This window comes from Alteromonas sp. KS69, assembly GCF_003989595.1.
Lineage (GTDB): Bacteria > Pseudomonadota > Gammaproteobacteria > Enterobacterales > Alteromonadaceae > Alteromonas > Alteromonas naphthalenivorans.
Window position 1 is genome coordinate 175,037 of record NZ_PYHU01000007.1, and the last position, 21,988, is coordinate 197,024.

Below are 21,988 nucleotides of genomic sequence, written 5' to 3' on the forward strand. Positions count from 1 at the left end.
TTCTTACATAGGGTTTACAGTAATCTTTACCTAACGCTATTGCGCTATGGATTAACTATTATTTTGCGTGTGGTCGATGCCAGTTAATACTCGTAAACTTGCAGGGTGTGTAGTGATACTAATTTCACTTGCACTGAAAATCTCACCATCGACCGCATAAGATACTTCTTCGTCAAAATAAAGAGATATCGATGGGGTTTGTTTGTGCCTAATACTGTCTGAACTGGTTTTATATTCTTCAGGCCCAAAGACTAGCTCTGCCAAAGAGAGTAATTGTCGGTCGGATGAATCTTGTGGGGTTAGCCAGGTGATATCTAATTTACCATCAGTCACATCGGGTAAATTTCCGCCTTGCGCAAGTGCAGTGGTAATTGGCGCGGCATTAGCGATGACTAAGCTTGGCGTTTCCAAGTGCTGAGATTCTTCATTATCAAATTTCACCTGAAAACTAAGGTTGTCATTTTTTCCTATGGCTTCCCACAGTCCCTTAAGGTAGGCAAACTGTCCGCCTGAGTCTTTCTCACCTCGTCCCGCGGCAGATATCATATGTTCTTCAAAGCCCACTGCAGCAACCAGCAACATCATTCGGCCATTACACCGGGCAGTATCGATATCTGCCGTTTTACCGTCAATAATGACGTCACACGCGGTACTAATAGGAACAATTTTACTGGCATAACCATGGAGTACCTGACAAAGGGCATTGGCCGTACCTAGGGGAATAACCCCTAAAGTGACATTCTTATCGGTAAGGGCATTGGCCACCTCCGTAATGGTACCGTCGCCACCACAAGCTACGATAATTTGTGCCCCATCGGCTAAGGCTTCTTTAGCCAAGACTTCACCGTTTATTTCTTCGGTTGTTTCTTTAACGGTAACTTTGAATTTTTCGTTTAGTCTTGCCAGAATATCCGCTTTTTCAACTTCCCATTTACCTCCGCCGGCAACAGGGTTGGCAATAAGGGTAAGACGCTTAGTTAATGACAAGCTTCCGCCATTCTTTATTTTTTCAAGTGCTGCTAACTGATGTTTATTTAGCCTGGCTGTCGAACGAACCGATTGAATTTTATCCATTGCATCTAGAATGGATAGGGAAGGATCCCTGGCCAGTAGGTAGGCGGCTAGCACTAATACAGAGCGGCCTCTACCCAGTGCACAATGCACAACTACATTCTTACCTTCAACGAGTTGTTGATCTAACCAGTTAATCGCAAGGGTTAGTTGTTCTTGAGTGGGGCTGGTATGGTCAAGAACAGGGATGTTCAAATAATCAAAATCTAATTGATAGGCGGTCCAGTCTAAGCCATCGAATTCGGCAGTAACGTCTAAAATAGCGTTAATATTGTTGTTTTTCAGCATAACAACATGCTGTGAAGACATGCGACAACCTAAATAAAGTTGATCATCAATTTTTTGAAAAGGGGGAACCTTGTCGGTACGTCTTGCATACTCATTGTATAACCAGCTCCCCATTAAGAATGGAACGAAGACCCACCGAATATAAATAGGGATCGAACCATCTTCACGTTTTCTGAACAATGCAGGATAGTTAAGCAAGTAGGCGCTACTAACTGCAATCAGTGAGAAACTGATCCAAGCAAAGATGACAGAGAGCCATAGTGTTGGGCTAAACCACGTTAGCACTAATGCTAAAATTGCGCCGAGTACATAATATTTAACCATCTTCATACTGTTCACATTTCCTTTGTTCAAACATTCAGTTTATTTATACAGTGGTTCCGCCAATTTTGTTTATTACTAATAAGCATCTATGAAGGTAGAATGAAAATAATAATCAAAAATTACATTTTGTTTAAACTTTATAAGTGAACTGGGTGATAGATAGCGCCGTACAGGTTCCATCAGATTTTCCACAGCAGTCAGTATTTACATGAACGGGCGAATTCAATGTCGAACAGTTTCATTATCAAATTGGTAAACTTTTTATGGTTTCAAACCATTTGGTGGTTAGTGGTTTTATACCAAAACACTTTCTTGGTTCTGGGTTTACTGATCGCGTGGCTTATTTATTCACCGTTGCGAAAGTCAGATAGTAAAATAATGATAGCGGTGCTTTTGCTAGGTACTGTGGTGGACTCACTTTTGATGGTGACAGGGGTATTTGGCTTTGAGCGTGGTGCTTGGTTCAGCGGTGGCGCATCTCATTTGATAATACCTATTTGGCTAGTGTGTCTGTGGGCCGCATTAGGAGGGTCGATTCAGCATAGCCTAAGTGCGTTTGCTGATAAGCCATTACTTGCAATGTTTGGCGGTGCAGTCTTCGCCCCGCTCAGTTATTTCGGTGGGCAAAAGTTTGGTGCTGTCACCTTTGGATATTCACCCCTAGTTACGGGGTTAATTTTAGCAATGGTATGGGGGGGAGTATTTCCGGCGTGCTTTTTACTGGCGAAAAAGTTAACGGCTCACCACGAATTGAGCCAAGACCATTAAGCCTAGCCACTCCCTTAATCTGTGATTAAAGGGAGTTAGCGGTTGATTTCGGTTTTAGCAGTTCTTAAACAGGTCTCAAGCAATCCTTAAGGGGCTTTAAAGCGGTATTAGCGTATCGCTTCTACCACATTCTTGCTTCGCGAATGTAAAAACGATGCAATGTCAGACGCCGATTGGCTCTTTTTCAAGTTAATAACCACGGCCACATGGTTTCTTCTAATAGCATGTCTTACCGCTTGCACTATTTCTGAACGGTCTGGGCGCAGGCCAACTAAGCCTGCTACGAACAAACCAGTAAAGATGCCTGGGCTTATCAGCGCGATATATGTAAATAGTGGGTTTTGTTTCGTTAGCTCAGGGCCAAACGAAACCAAAAGAAATGCTGCTAGTATGCCTACAAGAAAACCTACACCACCAAGCAATAAGTGAGAGTGCCACAAATTTTTGCCTATGCTTCTACTCTCTCGTTCTAGCTTCTCACTCGCTTCAGTATCGCTTGCGTCGATAAAGGCAACTTGATCAGTACTGACGTCAGTTGAATTTGCCAGTTGTTGAATGGTTTTTTTTGCCATTAATTTGTTTTCAAATATGGCAGCAACTTGAATTTGGTCTTTTGGCGCTAGAGATGCGCGAAGATTTTCATGATTAGCGGTTTGCATAACTTCTCCGATAAACCCGGTCAATTTATACCTATGCGGTACCCTTCAGCGTTTTTGCCAAAGGCGGGTAAATTCATAACTATTAAACGAATTTACAAATATTCATTTATAACCATTCAAAATGCGTTCCGCTGGCGGGTTAAACTTTAGTCTACATGCTTTCTAAGTGCTCTATTTTTATCTAAGATGTTGAATTTCATGGTTAATATTGCTTTTTGGATAAGGTTAACTTAACTTCATGTCGATAATACTTACCCTAGGTGTATAGATAACATTTTCGCTGTGTTACATATTTACTCACAGTATGAAAATTTGTCTCAGTCTGTAAATTTTGCTTTCAGCGGTTGTGTTACTGCTTACCAATATGAGAGCGCCAAATCATTAACCCATTGTAAAATTTCATCGCTAACCTATTGAATTTAATGGAAGATGTTTTTTAATCGAATTAGTAGCCTCCCCGTGATCTATGGCTATTAGCTGGCGCGTCACCACGCATGTAACTTGCATCTTCCTTTAGCATTAAAAATGGCATTGATAAATTGCCATACTACCAAGCAACCTTGATGTAAGTTTGCGGTACACATTATTCTAAAAGGGAGTTCAGGTGACTATAGGGCAAGTTGTTGAAAGGGATATGCCTCATCCACACCTCACCATTAAGCGGATTGCTTGTGGTAAAGGTGTCTATTATCGTTATACCAGCGGTCGAAAGGTAGAAGGGCAGCGCGTGCTGCGCAGAATCAAATCCCTTGCCATCCCCCCTAACTGGAAAAGTGTCACTATTAGTCGCAACCCTAAGGCAAGTATTCAAGCTATTGGCCTAGATGCTAAAGGGCGAAAACAATATCTCTATCATCCTGATTGGCATAAACAGCAGCAAGCAGAAAAATTCAAACGTCTGGCGGTTTTCGGACAAAAGGTACCTGAGTTTCGAGAATATTGTAGGACACTCGTTAATGGCGAGCAGTGGACAATAGAGCGAGCATCAGCCTTGGTGTGTCTGTTGTTAGATTATACCGGCGTGAGAATAGGCAACGCTCAGTATAGTAAAGAAAATAACACCTATGGCTTAACTACGCTTCGTCGTAAACATGTTCAAGAAGCAACGCTGGAAAAGGTGTCTCTTGAATATTCTGGTAAGCACAGCAAGCGACGCACCATTACTATCGACGATCCTTTATTAGCATCCCTAGTGTGTGAATGTACGCAGCTTCAGGGTTACAGCTTATTTCGATATCAGTTAGCTGACGGCTCGTGGTGTGATATTCATAGTGAAGACGTCAATGCCTTTATTCACGAGCATTTAGGCGACAACTTTAGCTGCAAAGATTTTCGAACTTGGGCAGCCAGTCGATTTGCACTGCAAAGCTTTCCAGAGGTTGATAGGTATTTGCGAGAAGGGCGTAACCGTAAATGGCCTAACTCGTTGAGTTCACATGTGTCAAAAATGCTGGGAAATACCCCTTCTGTTTGCAGGCAGTATTACATTCACCCGAAGTTATATTCTGTGTTTGATGAGAAAAATACGTTTGAGAATTTATTAAAGACACTCGAGCAGGCTAATGAGGAACTTTGCGATCCTATTGAACGAGATTTAAGCACTGAAAAGCTTTTGTTGTCGATTATTTCATCTGAGTGACAATTGGATTAACTTTTAATAATAAATGTTTCTATTGATGCTAATAGTGTACTGGTTGAACGACGTGGAGTACAAAATGTTGCGTTTCACGGAACCGGATAGATGCAGTAAATTCTTTTTTAATCAGTGGCTTGTATGCGGTTTTGAAATAGGTAATGTATGTGAAACCTTTTGGGCTATATTCACGCAGCAAATAGACCTCATAACAAATTGGCTACTATTTAAACTTGAAATCACAGCAGTGATACTTATATAATTAGAGCTCTAATCATTATTGTTCAATTTAAATGTTTGATTCTGAGTTTGGCTCAAGGCTGAAGTCGGAAACAAATGATGCGTGTTATTCAAGCTTTTAACCCTTGTATAGCACTTCGATGGAATGCCATGTCCTTCGAACATCTGAATGATGTAATTTTAACTAACATAGGAGAGCAATCTCACATTATGCCAATTGAAAGTTATATATCGCTGGCTATTTATTTTCTAGCGATGTTGGGTATAGGTCTTTTTGCATATCGTCAATCTACTAGTGATATTTCTGGTTACATTCTAGGTGGTAGGAAGGTTAGCCCTCAAGTTACTGCACTATCAGCGGGTGCTTCTGATATGTCAGGTTGGATGTTAATGGGATTGCCAGGGGCAATGTTCTTAACTGGGTTCGACGCAGTTTATATTGCTATTGGTCTTGTCGCAGGGGCACTAGCAAATTATATATTGGTTGCACCTAAGCTTCGTGTTTACACCGAAGTCGCGGATGATTCCTTAACCGTGCCGGAGTTCTTCGCAAAGCGCTTCGACAACCCTAAAGCAAACGTACGCATCGTTTCAGCTGTCATCATTGTCTTATTTTTTACTTTATATACGTCTGCAGGGCTTGTAGCCGGCGGAAAGCTTTTTGAAAGCGCGTTCTCAGTTGATTATCAGCTTGGACTGTTTATCACATTGGGTGTTGTCGTTTCATACACCTTATTGGGTGGGTTCTTAGCGGTCAGCCTTACTGATTTTGTGCAAGGTTGCATCATGTTTATTGCCCTTGTTCTCGTGCCGATTGTGGCTTTTACCGAGTTCGATAGTGTAAACCAAATGACGGCAGCGGCGTATGAATCAGTACCGGACTTTTCAGAGTCATGGGGTGCACTCACTCTTGTAGGCTTGCTTTCAAGCCTTGGGTGGGGCCTTGGCTACTTTGGTCAGCCTCACATTATTGTAAGGTTTATGGCTATTCGCGATGTTAAATCGGTAAGCACCGCACGAAATATTGGTATGTCTTGGATGCTAGTTACTATACTTGGTGCATTAGCAACGGGTTTTGTAGGGATAGCCTATGCAAATCAATTCAATTTAAGCGTGGACGACGCTGAGACTATTTTCATCGTTTTTTCTCAGTTGCTATTTCACCCGCTTATTAGTGGTTTTTTAATGGCTGCTATTTTAGCTGCCATTATGAGTACTATTTCGTCTCAGTTATTGGTATCGGCAAGTTCGTTAACCGAAGACATTTATCGAGTTGTAGCGAAAAAAGACATCAGCGAAAAAGAGACGGTAACCATCGGAAGAGTTGGTGTAGCGGGCGTTGCCATAGTGGCATTGCTATTGGCGATGGACTCGTCGAACTCCATTCTTTCGTTAGTGAGTAATGCATGGGCTGGCTTTGGTGCCGCATTTGGCCCGTTGGTATTGTTCAGCTTATACAAAAAGGATTTAACACAGAGTGCGGCATTAGCCGGCATTATTAGTGGTGCAGTAACTGTCCTATTTTGGATATACGCACCCGTGTTGGCTGACGGTAAAACGTTAAGCAGTGTTATTTATGAAATTATTCCTGGCTTTGCGGTAAGCACCGCAACCCTTTGGTTGGTATCGCGCGCAGGTGCTGCGCCGTCTGAAAATGTTCAGCGCTTATTTAGAGCAACCAACCAGCAATTAGCAGATCAACAATCTTAAGGTGAATGAAATATTATGAGTCATCCCAATTGGAAACGCGTGGTCATTAAAGTAGGCAGTGCACTAATCTCGCCAAACAAGCAAGGGTGCAGCAGCCACTACTTGCTAAGTATTGCCCAGTTCATCGTGCGTTGTCGGGCAAATGGAACACAGGTAGTGTTAGTGTCTTCAGGTTCAGTCGCCGCTGGAGCACATTTGTTCCCGGATCACGAAAAATCAAATATTGCTGTGAAAAAGGCAATGGCTGCAGCAGGGCAGACAGAAATGATTGCGACCTGGGACAGATTATTCGACTTCCCATCAGCGCAAATGTTGTTAACCCATGCTGACCTGCGTGATAGAGAGCGCTACGTTAGTATTCGTGAAACCATTTTTAGTTTGTTAGAGCATAACGTTCTACCTATTGTAAATGAAAACGATACGGTAACGACCGATAAACTAAAAGTGGGTGATAACGACAACTTATCCGCTATGGTGGCAGCAGCAGCTGACGCAGATGCACTTATTATCTGTTCTGACATTGACGGTTTGTATAACAAAAACCCTCACGATCACGACGATGCTGAGTTGCTTAAGAAAGTAGATACCATAGACGCCAGTATTTACGCCATGGCGGGTGGTGCAGCGGAAGGCGGTGTTGGCACCGGTGGTATGCGCACAAAAATTGAAGCGGCGGAAAAAGCCGTTTCGCATGGTATAGACACATATATTATTAACGGCTTTACCGAACTGTCATTTAACATGTTGCTTGCGGGTGAAAACCCAGGCACACATTTTAGCCCTTACGATAAGCCGATGTTGGAAAACGTGCATTGGATGCGCCATACCTCAAACGCGCAGGGCGAAGTGATAGTTGAGGGAGATTTTGATTCTTCACTGGAAAACCACAGTGAACAACTTACCAGCAGCGAGATAGTTGATGTGAAAGGCGAGTTCTCAGTGGGCGATACCATTTTGGTACGCAAAGCTGATGGCACTAAGCTTGTTAAAGCGAAATCAAACTACAGTAGCTGTTTACTGAATTTTATCGCGAATCAGGAAAACGATGACTTCGCCAGTGAATTTGAAGATAAGACTGGCCCTATCATTTCTGATCAGCATGTAGCCAATTTGGAGAAAGAATGAGCATTATTACAGAATTAGCAAAACAAGCGAAACAAGCAGCCCAAACACTTGCCATCTTAGATGAATCTGAGAAGAACGCGGTGTTAAAGGATATGGCTGCGGCTATTCGTGGAAATAAAGACACGATTAAAGCGGTTAACGAAAAAGAAGTGGCGCGCGCTAAGGAAAATAACCTAGACGATGCCATGATTGACCGCTTGATTTTAGACGACGCCCGCATTGAATCTATGGCAGAAGGCATTGAAGTTATTATTAGCCTTGACGATCCTGTTGGTCGCGAGCGCGTAATTGGCACCCGTCCAAACGGCATTGAAATTAAAAAGATGCGTATTCCATTAGGTGTAGTGTGCATGATTTATGAAGCACGCCCTAATGTAACAGCCGATGCTGGCGCACTGTGTTTTAAGTCGGGTAACGGCGTTATTCTACGTGGTGGTAAAGAAGCACTGGATACCAGTCTAGCCATCGCTGGGCTTATGCAAGACGTGCTTGAAAAGCATAACTTACCAAGAGCATTGGTTACTGTTGTGCCAAATCCAGATCGCGCGCTTATGCAAGAGCTTATGGAACAACGTGACTACATTGACGTTATTATTCCACGTGGCGGCGAAGGATTAATTAACTATGTAACCGAACACTCTAAAGTGCCTGTGATACAGCATTTTAAAGGGGTATGTCATTTATATGTCGATAAAGACGCTGATTTAGATAAAGCGTTGGCTATCTTGTTAAATGGTAAGACGCAACGTACTGGCGTATGTAATGCGTTAGAAGGTTTGGTAGTACATCAAGCTATTGCGGGCGACTTCTTACCTCGCGTTGCCGAAGCGTTTGAGCAACATAAGGTAACAGTGCATGTCAATGAAAAAGGCGCTCAGTACTTTAACAACGCTGACGTTATTAGCGAAGACGCTTACGGCGAAGAGTACTTAGGTTTAGAAATTGCCATTCGTGTAGTGGATGATTTCGCAGGTGCCATTTCTCATATTGCTGACTTTGGTAGTAACCATACTGAAGTTATCTGCACAGAAAACGAAGATAGCGCTAAGAAATTTCAGCGTGCCGTAGACGCCAGTGTAGTAATGGTAAACGCATCTTCACGTTTCTCTGATGGCAGCCAACTTGGTTTAGGTGCTGAAATTGGTATCGCGACTACTAAGCTTCATGCCTATGGGCCAATGGGATTAGAATCGCTTACGTCTGAAAAATACCTAGTGAATGGTGTTGGTCAAATTCGCGAATAAGCGACTAGAAAACTAACACGAAATAGCTTCGTTCAATTTAAGCATAAAATCCCGGCCTTTGTATGGGAATAATCCCACTGGTCGGCATTGTGCCCATCAATAGCATGCTTCATAATAAAGGCGCTGTATTTACAGCGCTTTTTTATTTTCTATCAAATGGTTAACTGGAGCATCTACATGGAAATAGCGATAGACCCAACACAAATGTGGCATAACTTTGTTCAATTTGTGTTGGATTACAAGCTATTGGCCTCGCTCTTTTTAGTGGTATTACTCCACTTTTTCAAGAAGGGCACCCTTCGCCTTATTAAGCGTCGGAGCTCGCGCAAAGGGGAAGATCGACGTAACCAGATTAATATTTTAGAGCAGCTAGGTAATGCATTCATTATTGTGCTGCTGATGATGGTGTGGTCATCTGAAATTCAGAACCTTGCCATTTCAATTGCCGCTTTCATGGTGGCTATTGTGTTAGCTACCCGCGAATTTATTCAATGCTTTATGGGCTTCATTTACTACCTAGGCGCACGGCCATTTAGGGTAGGGGATTGGATCCAGATGAATAACGTCATCGGGGAAGTGGTAGAAATGGATTGGGCAAAAACCGCCTTATTAGAAGTTGACCCTGAAACCTTCAATTATACCGGTAAGCACGTATATGTGCCTAATAGCCAGTTAGTTACTCAGACAGTGCGTAATTTAAACTTCTTACGTCGTTATAAATTGCACTCTTTTAATATTGTGAATGAGCCGACGGTAAATGCCTACAGCTTGTTACCGGCCTTTAGAGCTAGTGCACAAGCGCACTGTGAATACTTTCGTGATGTAGCAGAACGGTATAAAGGCCTTATCGAGCGTCACTTAGAACAAGACTTTATTCAAATTGACCCTGAAGTTGAAATTAAAACCAATGAACTGGCTAAGGTAGTCGTGAAAGTTAGTTTGTTTTGCCCGACAGCAGAGGCACACGAACTTGAACACAAAATGTGTTCAGATTGGCTAAGCCTGTGGTTTGAGGCGCTAGAAAAAAGTGCCTGTCCGCCAAACACTTCGTCTAGCTCTCAATCGCTAGGGGAAACCGTTTAAGTGCCAATCTCGCTTATCGGTAAAGTGGCCTTTTAAAAATTCCATTTGGTCAGCCAATATTCGTCGGTTCACTAAATAGAACCTTTCATACACGTTTGGCCTGAAGGGTACAGCAAGCAAAGGCATGCCCGCTTCCTCAGGGGTTTTGGCCGCTTTAGCATGGTTACAGCGCTGACAAGACGTTGCCACATTAGTCCAGCTATCTTTGCCACCCCGTGAGCGTGGAATAATATGATCACGGGTTAACAGGCTAGGTGAGAAGCGTTGGCCACAATAAAGGCATAAGTAATTATCACGCCTAAACAGATACCGATTGGTTAACGCTATTTTTCCGCTTAAATCTGTGACTTTGCCATCGCAAGCAATAATACTTGATAAGGTTAACTGACTTTGATGGCCGTCATGATCCCAGCCACCTTTAAGCGTAACGGCATCACTGCCTAATTCGAATAATACCTTTTCCTGACAATAGAGTTTTGTAGCTTGCTCAACATGGATCCATTCCTGTGGCATGCCAGCTTTATTTAGTCTGAGTACTAGCATTACATTCCCCTTAGCGCACCGTGTAGGTTTAGTTATAGCATACGAGGTTTTATGTCATTATGATGAAAATACATACAATTTGAACGTATTAATACAAAATTCATCTGGTTATGGTGATATTTACGTTGCGGTGAGTATTTATGCGCTTATTTGTTCAATGTGAACTACATTGTGTAGTGGGTTAATCACAGTGAATACGTGATGTGGACGAAATTACCACAAACCGCAACGAATTCTACGAATAGAAAATTTGTTAATGGTATTAGCGTTAGTTCATCGCTATACTATGCACCGCGATTATAAGCGATAAATAAGATTGAAATTAAAGGACAAATAGTGACTCCTATTACTAAATCATTTCAGTATGGACAGCATACTGTAACACTAGAAACGGGCGTTATCGCTCGTCAGGCCACAGCAGCCGTCATGGCAAGTATGGATGACACCGCTGTATTAGTTACCGTTGTAGGTAAGAAAGAAGCGAAAGCAGATCAAGATTTCTTCCCACTAACAGTAAACTATCAAGAAAAAACATATGCTGCGGGTAAAATCCCTGGTGGTTTCTTCAAACGTGAAGGTCGTCCTTCTGAAGGCGAAACCCTTACAGCGCGTTTGATTGACCGTCCAATCCGTCCATTATTCCCTGAAGGGTTTAAAAACGAAGTACAAGTTGTTATCACGGTAATGTCTGCTAACCCAGATATTCCAACTGATATCATCTCTATGATTGGTACTTCAGCAGCACTAGCCATTTCTGGTATTCCATTTAATGGTCCAATTGGTGCAGCGCGCGTTGGTTACACTGACGGCGAATACATTCTAAATACCCGTGTTGAAGAACAAGCTGACAGCGATCTAGATCTTGTTGTTGCTGGTACTGAAGGCGCAGTATTAATGGTTGAGTCAGAAGCCGATGTGCTTTCTGAAGACGTTATGCTTGGTGCAGTAATGTTCGGTCACGAGCAACTACAAACGGTAGTAACAGCAGTTAAAGAATTTGCTGCTAACGTTAGTATCGACAAGTGGGACTGGAAACCAGAAGCAGAAAACACAACCCTTAAAGATAAAGTGAAAGCATTAGCTGAAGCTGAAATGGTTGCTGCTTACCAAATCTCTGACAAGCTTGCACGTAAAGACGCAGTTACTGCTGCAACTGAAAAAGCTCGTGATGCTATCCTTGCTGAAGACGAGACCCAAGATAAGAAAGAAGTATCAAACCTTCTTCATGATCTTGAGTCTGACGTAGTGCGTTCACGCATCCTTGCTGGCGAGCCTCGTATCGACGGTCGTGATCCTAAGATGATTCGTGCACTAGACGTTGCAACGGGCATTTTACCACGTACTCACGGTTCTGCTGTTTTCACTCGTGGTGAAACTCAAGCTATCGTTGCTGCTACGCTAGGTACAGAACGTGACGCGCAGATGATTGACGAGCTTCAAGGCCGTCGTGACAGCCGCTTCATGCTTCATTATAACTTCCCTCCATACTGTGTTGGTGAAACCGGTATGATTGGTTCTCCTAAGCGTCGTGAAATTGGTCACGGTCGTTTGGCGAAGCGCGGTATTCAAGCAGTAATGCCAAGCGAAGAAGAATTCCCGTACGTAGTACGTATCGTTTCTGAAATTACAGAATCAAACGGTTCATCTTCAATGGCCTCTGTATGTGGTACTTCACTTGCGCTTATGGATGCAGGTGTACCAATTAAAGCTTCAGTTGCTGGTATTGCAATGGGTCTAGTGAAAAGCGACGAAAACTTCGTTGTACTTTCAGACATCCTTGGTGATGAAGATCACCTTGGTGACATGGACTTTAAAGTTGCTGGTACTACCGGTGGTATCACTGCATTGCAGATGGATATCAAAATTGAAGGTATTACTAAAGAAATCATGCAAATTGCCCTTAAACAGGCAAAAGAAGCACGTTTGCATATTCTTAACGTAATGGACGAAGCTATTGGCGGTCACCGCGAAGAGCTTAGCGAATTTGCTCCGCGCATTTACACTGTTAAAGTCGATCAGGACAAGATCCGCGACGTTATCGGTAAAGGCGGCGCAATGATTCGTTCAATTACTGAAGAATCTGATACCAACATCGAAATCGAAGATGATGGTACTATCAAAATCTTCGCAACTGAGCGTGCGAAAGCCGATATTGCTATCAGCAAGATTGAGCAAGTTACCGCTGAAATCGAAGTGGGCAAAACTTACCACGGTAAGATTACCCGTATCGTAGATTTCGGTGCGTTTGTTGAAGTATTACCAGGTAAAGAAGGCCTAGTACATATTTCTCAAATCGCTCACGAGCGTGTTAACAAAGTAACTGACTACCTTACTGAAGGTGCGATGATTGACGTGAAAGTGATGGAAATTGACCGTCAAAACCGCGTACGTCTAAGCATTAAAGAGTTACTTGAAAAGCCTGCTCCTAAGTCTGACGACGCAGAGTAAGGTTTTTATTTGCTAGTTTGCTATAGCGTAGGCTTACGCCTAATCACTATGGCAAAAAGTAGATTTAAGACAAAGATAAAAAATTAGAAAAGGGAGCTTAGCTCCCTTTTTTGTTTTTAAAGAAAGGAGCAACATGGAAAAGCAAACGCAAACTGAAATTGAAGCCGCCGTGTTTCGCCGTTTGGTTGATCATTTAGATGCGAACAAAGATGCACAAAATATCGACCTGATGATTTTGGCTGATTTTTGTCGTAATTGTTTGGCGAAGTGGTATTCCTCTGCCGCTGCAGAGCAGGGTGAAGACATCGATTACGATGCGGCTCGAGAAGTAGTTTACAAAATGCCGTATTCTGAGTGGAAAGAAAAGCATCAACTACCGGCCAGTGATGAACAGCTAGAAAAACTAGCAGCACGTCAAAAGAAATAAACAATAAACCCAGCTAAAAGCTGGGTTTTTCATTGATAAACGTGTAAGTCGTTTTATGTAAGCCGAATCCACAAAAGCCTTATCCACCAAGCGACATACAAAAAACGCTTAACGGAAGTCGCTTCACAAGTATCAAATACATTAAAGACCACTATCCTTGGTAATCTCGCATATCAAGCATGTTTTCGATACCCTCAATCGCTTCATCGGCTATATGAGTAACATAAAGTAGGGTGGTGTGGTTCGAAGCTGCTAAACGTTTTATCAGTGCCAGCACATTGGTGCGATTAATATCATCTAACCCATTGCAGGGTTCATCAAGTATTAACACCGCAGGGTGCTTCACCATGGCGCGCACAATAAGTAATAAACGCTGTTCACCAAAAGAAAGGCTGTTGAACGGTGTGTGTTTGTTATCGGTAAAACCTATAACATCAAGCCACGCATCGGCAATCGCATTTTCAGCGTTGGTCGGCGTGGTATAAAGCCCGATGCTATCGTAGAAGCCAGAGGTCACTACATTGTGAGCGCTGCAATTTACCCGGTACTGCATGTGCAGTGCGTTCGACATAATGCCAATGTGTTGTTTGATATCCCATATGCTTTCCCCTGACCCTCGCTTTATTCCAAATAAGGTTAAATCATTGGTGTAGCAGTGAGGGTTATCGCCTGTAATCATGGTAAGCAAGCAGGTTTTACCCGAACCATTGGGCCCAGATATTTGCCAATGCTGGCCGGGGTAAACCATAAAATCTACATCTTTAAATACGGTATTGTCATCGTACTTAACAAACCCATTTCGAAGCGCAATTAAGGGCGCATCTTTGGCAAAGGTTTTAGACGTTTCGGTGGTAGGTGGCAATGTGGGTTCAGCCGTGTTTAAGCTAAACCATGAAGATAGATGATTAATCAGCGCTTCAGGAGCCATGCTGTCGTCGCTAGACGATACTATTTTTAATGCCTCAACCAAGACTAATTTACATGCCATATTCGGCACGTCACGCACCGTGTTTGCGGTAATCACTAAGGTGGACTGAGTTTGTTGGCTTAAGAAGGTGTTTAAACCTGCTCTTGCGTTTTTATCAAGCCCTTCAAATGGCTCATCAATTAAAATTACGTCTGCATTGCTCACCCAGGCTAGTAACATCAGGATTTTACGTGTTTCACCGGTAGACAGTGAAAGAAAGGCCGTATTAAGTAAATGTTCAACCTGCAAGGCGGTTGATAAGGCTTCGTACGCGCTGTGTTGTTGATAATTAGCGTTTGCTTCGCTTAAAAGCTCATGCACTAGGGTAGGCTCGGCCACAATATCGAGCAGATCCGCACTGTCTTTTTGTTTTTCTTCAAGAATAATCGCTTGCTGAACCGCTACGCTCACTTCAGCAACTGACACATTGCATGAGCGCGTACCCGCTAAGGGCTTGCCACGACCAGCTAATGCCGCCATAAGTAAAGATTTGCCTGCACGGTTTCGCCCAGCAATGAGTACATGCTCACCTTGATTGACGTTAAAAGTAAATGCAGGAGTGGTGAAGTTGTTTTCTAGTTTTACTTGAAAGTTGTGTAGCGATAGCGTGGTCAAAATGCAGACGTTTCAGTTAGCCAGTATTAAATCATTTTGGCGGGGATGACGGGGATATGTCAATGTTAACTAACGGTTTGGTCATAAAGTGGCTGTTGGGATTAAGCTGATAATTGCCAAAAGGCTCGCAATCCTTAAATCCGTTTTTAGCATATAGTTGCCGAGCGGCGTTGAAGTAGCCTTGCGTGCCCGTTTCTAAGCTTAGCGTTTGGTAACCATTTGCTATCGCGAATTCAATCACATAGGTGAGTAACTGTGTTGCTACGCCTTTATTACGAAAAGCTGCAACAGTTCGCATAGATTTCAATTCAGCTTCAGTGCTGCTTAATTTTCTTATAGCGACACAGCCAGCTAGAACATCACTTTGCCATGCGCTAAAGAACGTAATGTTAGGTGGCTTTAACGCTGTAACATCCAAGGCATGCACGCTCTCTGGAGGAGACGTGGCATACATGTCTTTCAAGTGCTCTTCTAGCAGGGCGATAACATCGCCGCTGCTAAGGTCGTCATGTTTAATTTTCATATATAACGTACATTGGCCAACTTAAGTGGTTATTTAAGAAACGTAATACTCAGGGGGTAAACCCATAATTCGCCCTTGTTGGCTTTTATTGCTGCAACAATAGCAAAAATGAAGTTCAGTATGGCGAGTATTACTAAGCCAAACATACCAATAATAATTAACGTGAGCACGCCACAAATAAGTGAGTAAATGAACAAGCTAATCAACCAATTAACGGTGACCTTTCCATGCATATCAATATCTTGGTGCTTATCTTTATTCACAGCCCACATAACGATAGGCAGGATAAACCCTAAACCAGGCACTATAATACTGGTTAACTGGCTAAGGTGAATAAGCATGCAATAGGTGTTAAGTGGCATCCCCCAATACTCTTGAACGCTTCCGGTTTCATTACTAGCTTGATTACTGTTGTTCATATCATCGCTCATACAACTATCCTTGTTTAATTATGATTATTTATATTTATTTGCGTTAACGGCAGTTACTTCGAATTTTTCGAAGGGAATGCCAACATACTCTGTTAAAATAGCAAAATCAACGTACTAGCGAGCTGATTAGTCGCGATACGTATCTGTTTCTATTCGGAATTAGCATTATGAACCAACAGCAGCCAAATAATCCTCTTCACGGGCTTACCCTTGAAAAAATTCTTGTTCGTCTCGTTGAACATTATCAATGGGAAGGCTTGTACTCTGAAATTAGGGTGAACTGTTTTAACAACGACCCTTCTGTGAAATCTTCGCTTAAGTTTTTGCGCAAAACTCAGTGGGCGAGAGACAAAGTAGAAGCGTTATATATTCGTACATTTAGCTAATCTACTCGTGTAATAGGCAAGCTAACAAACAACATCAAAAAGGCTGAGCCTTCTGGCTATCAAAAAGGACTAACCATGGATAACGTTGCGCTTTTCGTTGACGTGCAAAATATTTACTACACCACGCGACAAATTCATAAGTGCAATTTTGATTACAATCAATTTTGGCGCTTGGCTACCGAAGGTAGAAACGTGGTGAAAGCAGTGGCGTATGCTATTGAGCGAGGCGACACAAAACAGCGAGAGTTTCAAAATATACTCCGTGGTATTGGCTTTGAAGTGAAGTTAAAACCTTTCATTCAGCGAGCAGATGGTTCAGCGAAAGGCGATTGGGATGTGGGTATAACGATTGACGCTATGGAGTATGCTGATCTCGCTGACACTATTGTGTTTGCTACAGGAGATGGTGATTTCGATATATTGGCCAGTAAGCTTGTTGATAAAGGTAAAGAGGTGGAAGTGTACGGCGTTCAAGAACTCACTTCGGTTTCTCTTATAAAGGCTGCCAGCAAATATGTTCCTGTACAAGGTGACTTGTTACTGCGTTAGTCTATGTGGGTTAAGCTATGTCATTGTTGCTGATAAAAAATTTATTTTGGCAGTTTTATTGATATCGGTCAGTTTGACTTTCTCTACTAGCGAGTACGCTAGCCTAATCTGAGTAGTAACACGACGAGGGATTATGATTTCTCAGCTTCCTAAGTGGGTAGAGTTCGGCGCATTTATCTTGGCGCTGGTGGCTGGGTATGTGAATGCGATTGGACTACTTGGGTTTGACCATCAATCTGTCTCGCATCTATCGGGTACTGCAACCCTGCTAGGTACTGGTGTTTACCAAGGGTCTCTGCAAAATGCATTTCATCTTGTAGGGGTTTTGCTTTCCTTTCTTGCAGGCGCTTCCATTGCTGGCTTCAAAATGCGTTAGCTACAACCTATAGCGGCGCTATTATTCGCACCACTCACGTTACTGGTATTTTCACCGATTTAGGCATTATGCTTGGGGCCCTGTGCCGAGGGGAAAAGCTAGATACCAGAAAAGCCAAGCTATTCTTGTTAATTATTACCGGTTTCATTTTTGGTGGCACAGCGGGGGCAATTCTGTTTGGCATGTTTCAGTTCTTTTCGCTTATTGCGCCAGCTGGCGTATGCCTAGTGATAGCGATGATTTACAACGTCTATTTGCGAAAAGCGGTATAAGTGAAACATTGGCAAAGGTAAACACTAAACGAGGCCGCTGACATTAGCGGCCTTGTTTTGGTCTATTTTAAAGGTTATTTATGCGCTAGATGTGGCTTAACAGCACCATAATGGATACAAGCAAGTACTGGACATGCAAGTAACACAGACAAACCAAAGGTGTGTGGCGCAAAATAAATAACCAAGGTGTTTAGTGCAGCTAACATGGCGAAAGCACTAGGCTGTGCAGAAACAATCGAAAAGGTTGTTGCCATACTTTGTTTAAAAGTGCGTTTAGCTATTAACATTAGTGGTGCAACAAACAGAAATAGCATAATAAATGGCACTGCCGATGAGAATAGTAAACCTAACGTTTGGGCGCTTATATCAATAAGCTTTTGGAATAAAAGCAAATCTACGCCGCTACTACCAAGTAGTACCCAAGAGAACAAAAGCTGACTTAAAAACGGTAGCAAAAGGAGAGGGCTAATAAGTAGAAATTTTCCCCACGACGCATTGCTTATTGCAGAGAACGACCATACTTTCCCTTTTGTCGCCAAGTTATGAATGCATAGCCAAGTAGCGCCAATAACAGGCACCATTATCCATTTTGAAAGCATTATGGACATGGGTGCTGCTAGTAGGGGATCAGGTATTAGTTGCGCAGGTAATAGCTGTATAATACCTTCAATAATTAACGGGCTCAGCATAAGAACAAATAGTGAAAAAGGGGCTTGCTTAAATAATTGCCACCCTTGTTGAAGCCACGCCTTGTTATCTAAACGCCCTGTATTTTTCCCATAGGTATTGTTTTCGTATGTTTTGGGGGCTTGTAACGCTAACTCATTTTGATTGCCTGAAGTTTGTGCCGTCATCGTGATTCCCTATATATGCTTTGGTGATTATTAATTAACCTTCAAAGCTATAGTCACGGGCAAAAAATAAAAATTACAAAATGATTGGAAAATAATCTAATTAAAGTCGAAAATGCCTTTAACGCTATGAAATATTTGGCTTTATTTTATCTTTTTACTCTAGAAGTTATTCATAAGGACGTGTTAATGAAAGCGATGGCGAGAATAGCTATTCTTTTCAATGTACTTTTAGTGGTTTCGTGCACTGACAGCCCTCAGCAAGCAGACGCGACATTTGAACCCTACCAGCGAACAGCAACTTACACCTCAAATGCTAGCCCAGTGGTACTGGTTGATGAATCTCACCACAATTTTCTCACCATCAATAATCGCTTCAAACCCTTTGCTCAGGTGTTACTAAGCGACGGAGTCACGGTTGATTCAAACAAGGTAAGTTTCAGCCAACAGGCCCTTAAAAATGTGGATATTCTTGTTATCGCCAATGCCCTTGATAAAAAGCGAAGCAATTGGCAACCCCCTTTTAACCAAGCGCTGACTAATGATGAAGTATCTGTTGTTATTGAATGGGTACGAAATGGCGGCTCACTTTTTCTTATTGCCGATCACGCCCCTTTTCCGAAAGTCATAGAAAGCCTAGCAACAGCGTTGGGCTTCACTTTTACTAATGGCCACGTCAAAGCAACACTATTTAGCAAGGCCACGGGTACGCTGATTAGCCATGAAGTAACCTATGCACATGAAAATACTAAGCAAGATGATAATTCTAGCGCTAATGCTAATGCTAATGCTAATTCTAATTCTGAAGCCAATCCAGAAGCCAAAACCCCAAACCATGTCGAACTTCCTGTATTTATGCAAGAAAGTCAAAATGGCGCATTCACATCAGTATTAAATAGTCAATTGCACGTAAAAGAAGTGATACAAGTTAAAACTTTCGGCGGCGCTGCCTTTTTACCACCAGAAGGGGCCACTTCACTGTTAACCCTTGGACCACGTACTGTATCTATTGAGCCAGAAGTTCCTTTTGAAATAACGTCTAGCACACGTCGAAGAGCCATTGAAGGGTGGAGTCAAGGTGCCTTGTTGAAATTGGGTAAGGGGCGGGTTGCAGTGTTTTCTGAAGGCATGATGTTTTCTTCTCAAATCGATACGCGTACAGGAGATAAACATGGTATGAGGTCGGTAGGAGCTGAACAAAACGAACGATTTTTACTTAACATTATTCATTGGCTAGCAGGTTAAACAGAGCTGACAAAAAAGTTGAGTGGCGCATAGATGCAAACTCAATGTCAGCTCTGTAATCGCTATCAGGACAGTAGCATTAACGCGTTAATTCTTGTCTAATGATTTCGGCACCTGCACTCAATGCGTTGAGTTTTCCGCGTGTTACATGTTGTGATAACGGCACCATGCCACAGTTAGTACAAGGGTATAGTTTATCAGCATCAACGAACTGTAAGGCCTTTCTTAGGGTATTAGCGACTTCTTCTGGTGTTTCAATAGCATTGGTGGCTACGTCTATAGCACCAACCATCACTTTTTTCCCACGAAGCAGCTCGATTAGTTCCATGGGAACCCGAGAATTTTGACACTCTAGCGAAATAAGGTCGATAGAGGACGATTGCAGTTTTGGAAAAATCTCTTCGTATTGTCTCCATTCATCACCTAATGACTTTTTCCAATCGGTGTTGGCTTTAATCCCATAGCCGTAGCAGATATGTACGGCAGTTTCACATTTTAACCCTTCAGCTGCGCGTTCAAGTGCCGCAATGCCCCAGTCATTCACCTCATCGAAAAATACATTAAAAGCAGGTTCATCAAACTGAATAATATCAACGCCTGCAGCTTCCAACTCTTTGGCTTCTTGGTTTAATATTTTCGCAAATTCCCAAGCAAGCTTTTCGCGACTTTTATAGTGGCTGTCGTAAAGGGTATCTACCATCGTCATGGGGCCGGGAAGTGCCCATTTAATTGGTTGGCTAGTTTGTTGACGTAAAAACTTGGCATCATCGACAAAAACGGCTTTTTGACGAGTAACCTCACCAACCACCATAGGCACACTGGCATCATATCTGTCACGGATTTTTACCGTTTTACGCTGCTGAAAATCAACACCGTTTAAATGTTCAATAAAGGTGGTAACAAAATGTTGGCGAGTTTGTTCACCATCGCTAATGATATCAACGCCAGATTGTTGCTGATTGAGTAACGACAAGCGTAAGGCGTCTTGTTTGCCCTGAGTCAGTTCATCACCCTCTAATTTCCAAGGTGACCAAAGTGTTTCAGGTTGCGCTAGCCAAGACGGTTTAGGAAGGCTGCCGGCAATTGAAGTAGGTAATAATTTTTTCATAATATGTACTACACGTTTGAATGAGTTAAAGGGCGCAGTTTGCAGACCATTGTTGAAGAATATTGTGGTAAGGCTTGATGAAATTCTCTTCAACAAACTTACCTTGTTGAGCCGCTAAGTGATTGCGTTCTTCTCGGTCATATTCTATTTGTGTGAGTGAATGATCTTGGTGTTTTAAATTCGGCTGATACACTCTACCTGCGACCGCGTTTGCGTTATAAATCTCAGGGCGATAAATCTTTTGGAAGGTTTCCATGGTGCTAATCGTGCTTATCAATTCAAGATTGGTGTAATCGTTTAGCAAGTCACCAAAATGATAGAATGCCAAAGGGGCAACGCTATTAGGCGGCATGAAATAGCGAACCTGCAGTCCCATCTTTTGGAAATACTGCTCGGTTAACGAAGCGCTATTAGGCTGGTATTCAAAACCTAATACAGGGTGCTGATTTTCCGTTCTTTGGTAAGTTTTGTTTTCCGACACACTCAGGCAGATAACAGGTAACTTACTGAAACTTTCTTTGTAAACGTCTGAGTTCACGAATGCTTTAAACATCTTCCCGTGCAAATCACCAAAATCATTGGGAATGCTAAACTGGTCTCGGTCTTTATTATGCTCAGATAAGATCACGCTAAAGTCGTAGTCTCGTACATAAGACGAAAAGTTGTTCCCCACAATTCCTTCAATAGTCGTATTGGTTTTGCGATCAAGAATATTGGTTTTTAGTATTTCAATGGTAGGAAAGGTACAGCCGTTACCTTCAACATCAATATCAACCGAAATGATTTCAAGCTTTGCCGAATAACGATCGCCGCTAATATTGTCCCAATACGCTAGAGCATTAAAACGATTGTCTATCATCTGTAATGCGTTTCGAAGATTATCCTGGCGTCGTCTACCTCTAGCCAAGTTAGCAAAGTTAGTAGTGATGCGTGTGTTGTCAGATGGACGGTAGTTTTCATCAAAACAAACGCGCTTAAGCGAAAAAGTAAAAGTGTTATTCATGGTGATCTGACATTCCATTTGTGAACATAAACCCAAATTTTTAGCTCAGTTCAACTGTTCTGTATTTTCTAATTAAGCGCCTAGTAGCTAATTAAAAAC

The 21,988-nt window shown here is 42.4% G+C and carries 20 protein-coding genes and 1 pseudogene; 12 read left to right on the plus strand and 9 right to left on the minus strand.

Annotated elements, in window-relative coordinates; all coding sequences use genetic code 11:
* Window positions 1–51: 51 nt before the first annotated feature.
* A complete protein-coding gene (locus tag C7Y69_RS07075; protein ID WP_126872234.1) occupies window positions 52–1,689 on the minus strand; it encodes a diacylglycerol kinase family protein in 1,638 nt (545 codons plus the stop codon).
* Window positions 1,690–1,908: 219 nt separating this feature from the next.
* On the opposite strand from C7Y69_RS07075, the gene C7Y69_RS07080 reads away from it, so the two are divergent.
* A complete protein-coding gene (locus C7Y69_RS07080; RefSeq protein WP_126872235.1) occupies window positions 1,909–2,451 on the plus strand; it encodes a DUF2878 domain-containing protein in 543 nt (180 codons plus the stop codon).
* A gap of 107 nt (window positions 2,452–2,558) precedes the next feature.
* On the opposite strand, the gene C7Y69_RS07085 is transcribed toward C7Y69_RS07080, so the two are convergent.
* Window positions 2,559–3,110: a hypothetical protein gene (locus C7Y69_RS07085; protein ID WP_126872236.1), complete on the minus strand. Its 552-nt coding sequence runs from the start codon at window positions 3,108–3,110 to the stop codon at window positions 2,559–2,561.
* 604 nt (window positions 3,111–3,714) lie between these two features.
* On the opposite strand from C7Y69_RS07085, the gene C7Y69_RS07090 reads away from it, so the two are divergent.
* The 5 genes from C7Y69_RS07090 (at window position 3,715) to C7Y69_RS07110 (ending at window position 10,145) form a co-directional block, all read left to right on the plus strand.
* The gene (locus C7Y69_RS07090) at window positions 3,715–4,749 is read left to right on the plus strand and encodes a DNA topoisomerase IB (protein ID WP_126872237.1); all 1,035 of its coding nucleotides are present in this window, start codon (window positions 3,715–3,717) and stop codon (window positions 4,747–4,749) included.
* Window positions 4,750–5,193: 444 nt separating this feature from the next.
* A complete protein-coding gene (gene putP, locus C7Y69_RS07095) occupies window positions 5,194–6,693 on the plus strand; it encodes a sodium/proline symporter PutP (RefSeq protein ID WP_126872258.1) in 1,500 nt (499 codons plus the stop codon).
* A 15-nt stretch (window positions 6,694–6,708) separates the two neighbouring features.
* A complete protein-coding gene (gene proB, locus C7Y69_RS07100; protein ID WP_126872238.1) occupies window positions 6,709–7,818 on the plus strand; it encodes a glutamate 5-kinase in 1,110 nt (369 codons plus the stop codon).
* Entirely contained in the window at window positions 7,815–9,062 is a 1,248-nt protein-coding gene (locus C7Y69_RS07105) for a glutamate-5-semialdehyde dehydrogenase (protein WP_126872239.1), read from the plus strand. The genes proB and C7Y69_RS07105 overlap by 4 nt, the downstream gene beginning before the upstream one ends.
* A 177-nt stretch (window positions 9,063–9,239) precedes the next feature.
* Window positions 9,240–10,145 carry a mechanosensitive ion channel family protein gene (locus C7Y69_RS07110; protein WP_126872240.1) on the plus strand — a complete coding sequence of 302 codons (906 nt, stop codon included), beginning with the start codon at window positions 9,240–9,242 and terminating at the stop codon, window positions 10,143–10,145.
* Here C7Y69_RS07110 and C7Y69_RS07115 read toward each other — a convergent pair.
* A complete protein-coding gene (locus C7Y69_RS07115) occupies window positions 10,128–10,688 on the minus strand; it encodes an HNH endonuclease (protein WP_126872241.1) in 561 nt (186 codons plus the stop codon). The two genes, C7Y69_RS07110 and C7Y69_RS07115, sit on opposite strands and share 18 nt — an antisense overlap.
* A 336-nt stretch (window positions 10,689–11,024) precedes the next feature.
* Here C7Y69_RS07115 and pnp point away from each other — a divergent pair, with 336 nt between their 5' ends.
* Both pnp and C7Y69_RS07125 read left to right on the plus strand, forming a co-directional pair.
* Window positions 11,025–13,136 (plus strand): polyribonucleotide nucleotidyltransferase, encoded by a 2,112-nt coding sequence (gene pnp, locus C7Y69_RS07120; protein ID WP_013784342.1) that lies wholly within the window; start codon window positions 11,025–11,027, stop codon window positions 13,134–13,136.
* Window positions 13,137–13,269: 133 nt separating this feature from the next.
* A complete protein-coding gene (locus C7Y69_RS07125) occupies window positions 13,270–13,563 on the plus strand; it encodes a DUF1244 domain-containing protein (RefSeq protein WP_013784341.1) in 294 nt (97 codons plus the stop codon).
* A gap of 151 nt (window positions 13,564–13,714) precedes the next feature.
* Here the strand turns inward: C7Y69_RS07125 and C7Y69_RS07130 are convergent, their stop codons facing one another.
* Genes C7Y69_RS07130 through C7Y69_RS07140 form a run of 3 tightly spaced genes read right to left on the minus strand, consistent with a single transcriptional unit; the run spans window position 13,715 to window position 16,099 of the window.
* On the minus strand, window positions 13,715–15,145 hold the full coding sequence (locus C7Y69_RS07130) for an ATP-binding cassette domain-containing protein (RefSeq protein ID WP_126872242.1): 1,431 nt from the start codon (window positions 15,143–15,145) through the stop codon (window positions 13,715–13,717).
* Window positions 15,146–15,176: 31 nt separating this feature from the next.
* Entirely contained in the window at window positions 15,177–15,668 is a 492-nt protein-coding gene (locus C7Y69_RS07135) for a GNAT family N-acetyltransferase (RefSeq protein WP_126872243.1), read from the minus strand.
* Window positions 15,669–15,697: 29 nt separating this feature from the next.
* Window positions 15,698–16,099, minus strand: coding sequence for a DUF4870 domain-containing protein (locus C7Y69_RS07140; protein ID WP_013784338.1), 402 nt, complete (start codon window positions 16,097–16,099; stop codon window positions 15,698–15,700).
* Between the two features lie 167 nt (window positions 16,100–16,266).
* On the opposite strand from C7Y69_RS07140, the gene C7Y69_RS07145 reads away from it, so the two are divergent.
* The 3 genes and pseudogenes from C7Y69_RS07145 (at window position 16,267) to C7Y69_RS07155 (ending at window position 17,682) form a co-directional block, all read left to right on the plus strand.
* Window positions 16,267–16,485, plus strand: a complete 219-nt coding sequence (locus C7Y69_RS07145; protein WP_013784337.1) for a VF530 family DNA-binding protein — start codon at window positions 16,267–16,269, stop codon at window positions 16,483–16,485.
* Window positions 16,486–16,560: 75 nt separating this feature from the next.
* Window positions 16,561–17,034, plus strand: a complete 474-nt coding sequence (locus C7Y69_RS07150) for an NYN domain-containing protein (RefSeq protein WP_126872244.1) — start codon at window positions 16,561–16,563, stop codon at window positions 17,032–17,034.
* A 133-nt stretch (window positions 17,035–17,167) separates the two neighbouring features.
* A pseudogene (locus C7Y69_RS07155) lies at window positions 17,168–17,682 on the plus strand (YoaK family protein).
* Window positions 17,683–17,756: 74 nt separating this feature from the next.
* Here C7Y69_RS07155 and C7Y69_RS07160 read toward each other — a convergent pair.
* Window positions 17,757–18,536: a hypothetical protein gene (locus tag C7Y69_RS07160; protein WP_013784334.1), complete on the minus strand. Its 780-nt coding sequence runs from the start codon at window positions 18,534–18,536 to the stop codon at window positions 17,757–17,759.
* 186 nt (window positions 18,537–18,722) lie between these two features.
* On the opposite strand from C7Y69_RS07160, the gene C7Y69_RS07165 reads away from it, so the two are divergent.
* Window positions 18,723–19,778, plus strand: coding sequence for a DUF4350 domain-containing protein (locus C7Y69_RS07165; RefSeq protein ID WP_260563436.1), 1,056 nt, complete (start codon window positions 18,723–18,725; stop codon window positions 19,776–19,778).
* Window positions 19,779–19,857: 79 nt separating this feature from the next.
* On the opposite strand, the gene C7Y69_RS07170 is transcribed toward C7Y69_RS07165, so the two are convergent.
* Window positions 19,858–20,886 (minus strand): methionine synthase, encoded by a 1,029-nt coding sequence (locus C7Y69_RS07170; RefSeq protein WP_013784332.1) that lies wholly within the window; start codon window positions 20,884–20,886, stop codon window positions 19,858–19,860.
* A 25-nt stretch (window positions 20,887–20,911) separates the two neighbouring features.
* The gene (locus C7Y69_RS07175; RefSeq protein ID WP_013784331.1) at window positions 20,912–21,889 is read right to left on the minus strand and encodes a DUF1852 domain-containing protein; all 978 of its coding nucleotides are present in this window, start codon (window positions 21,887–21,889) and stop codon (window positions 20,912–20,914) included.
* Between the last annotated feature and the right edge of the window lie 99 nt (window positions 21,890–21,988).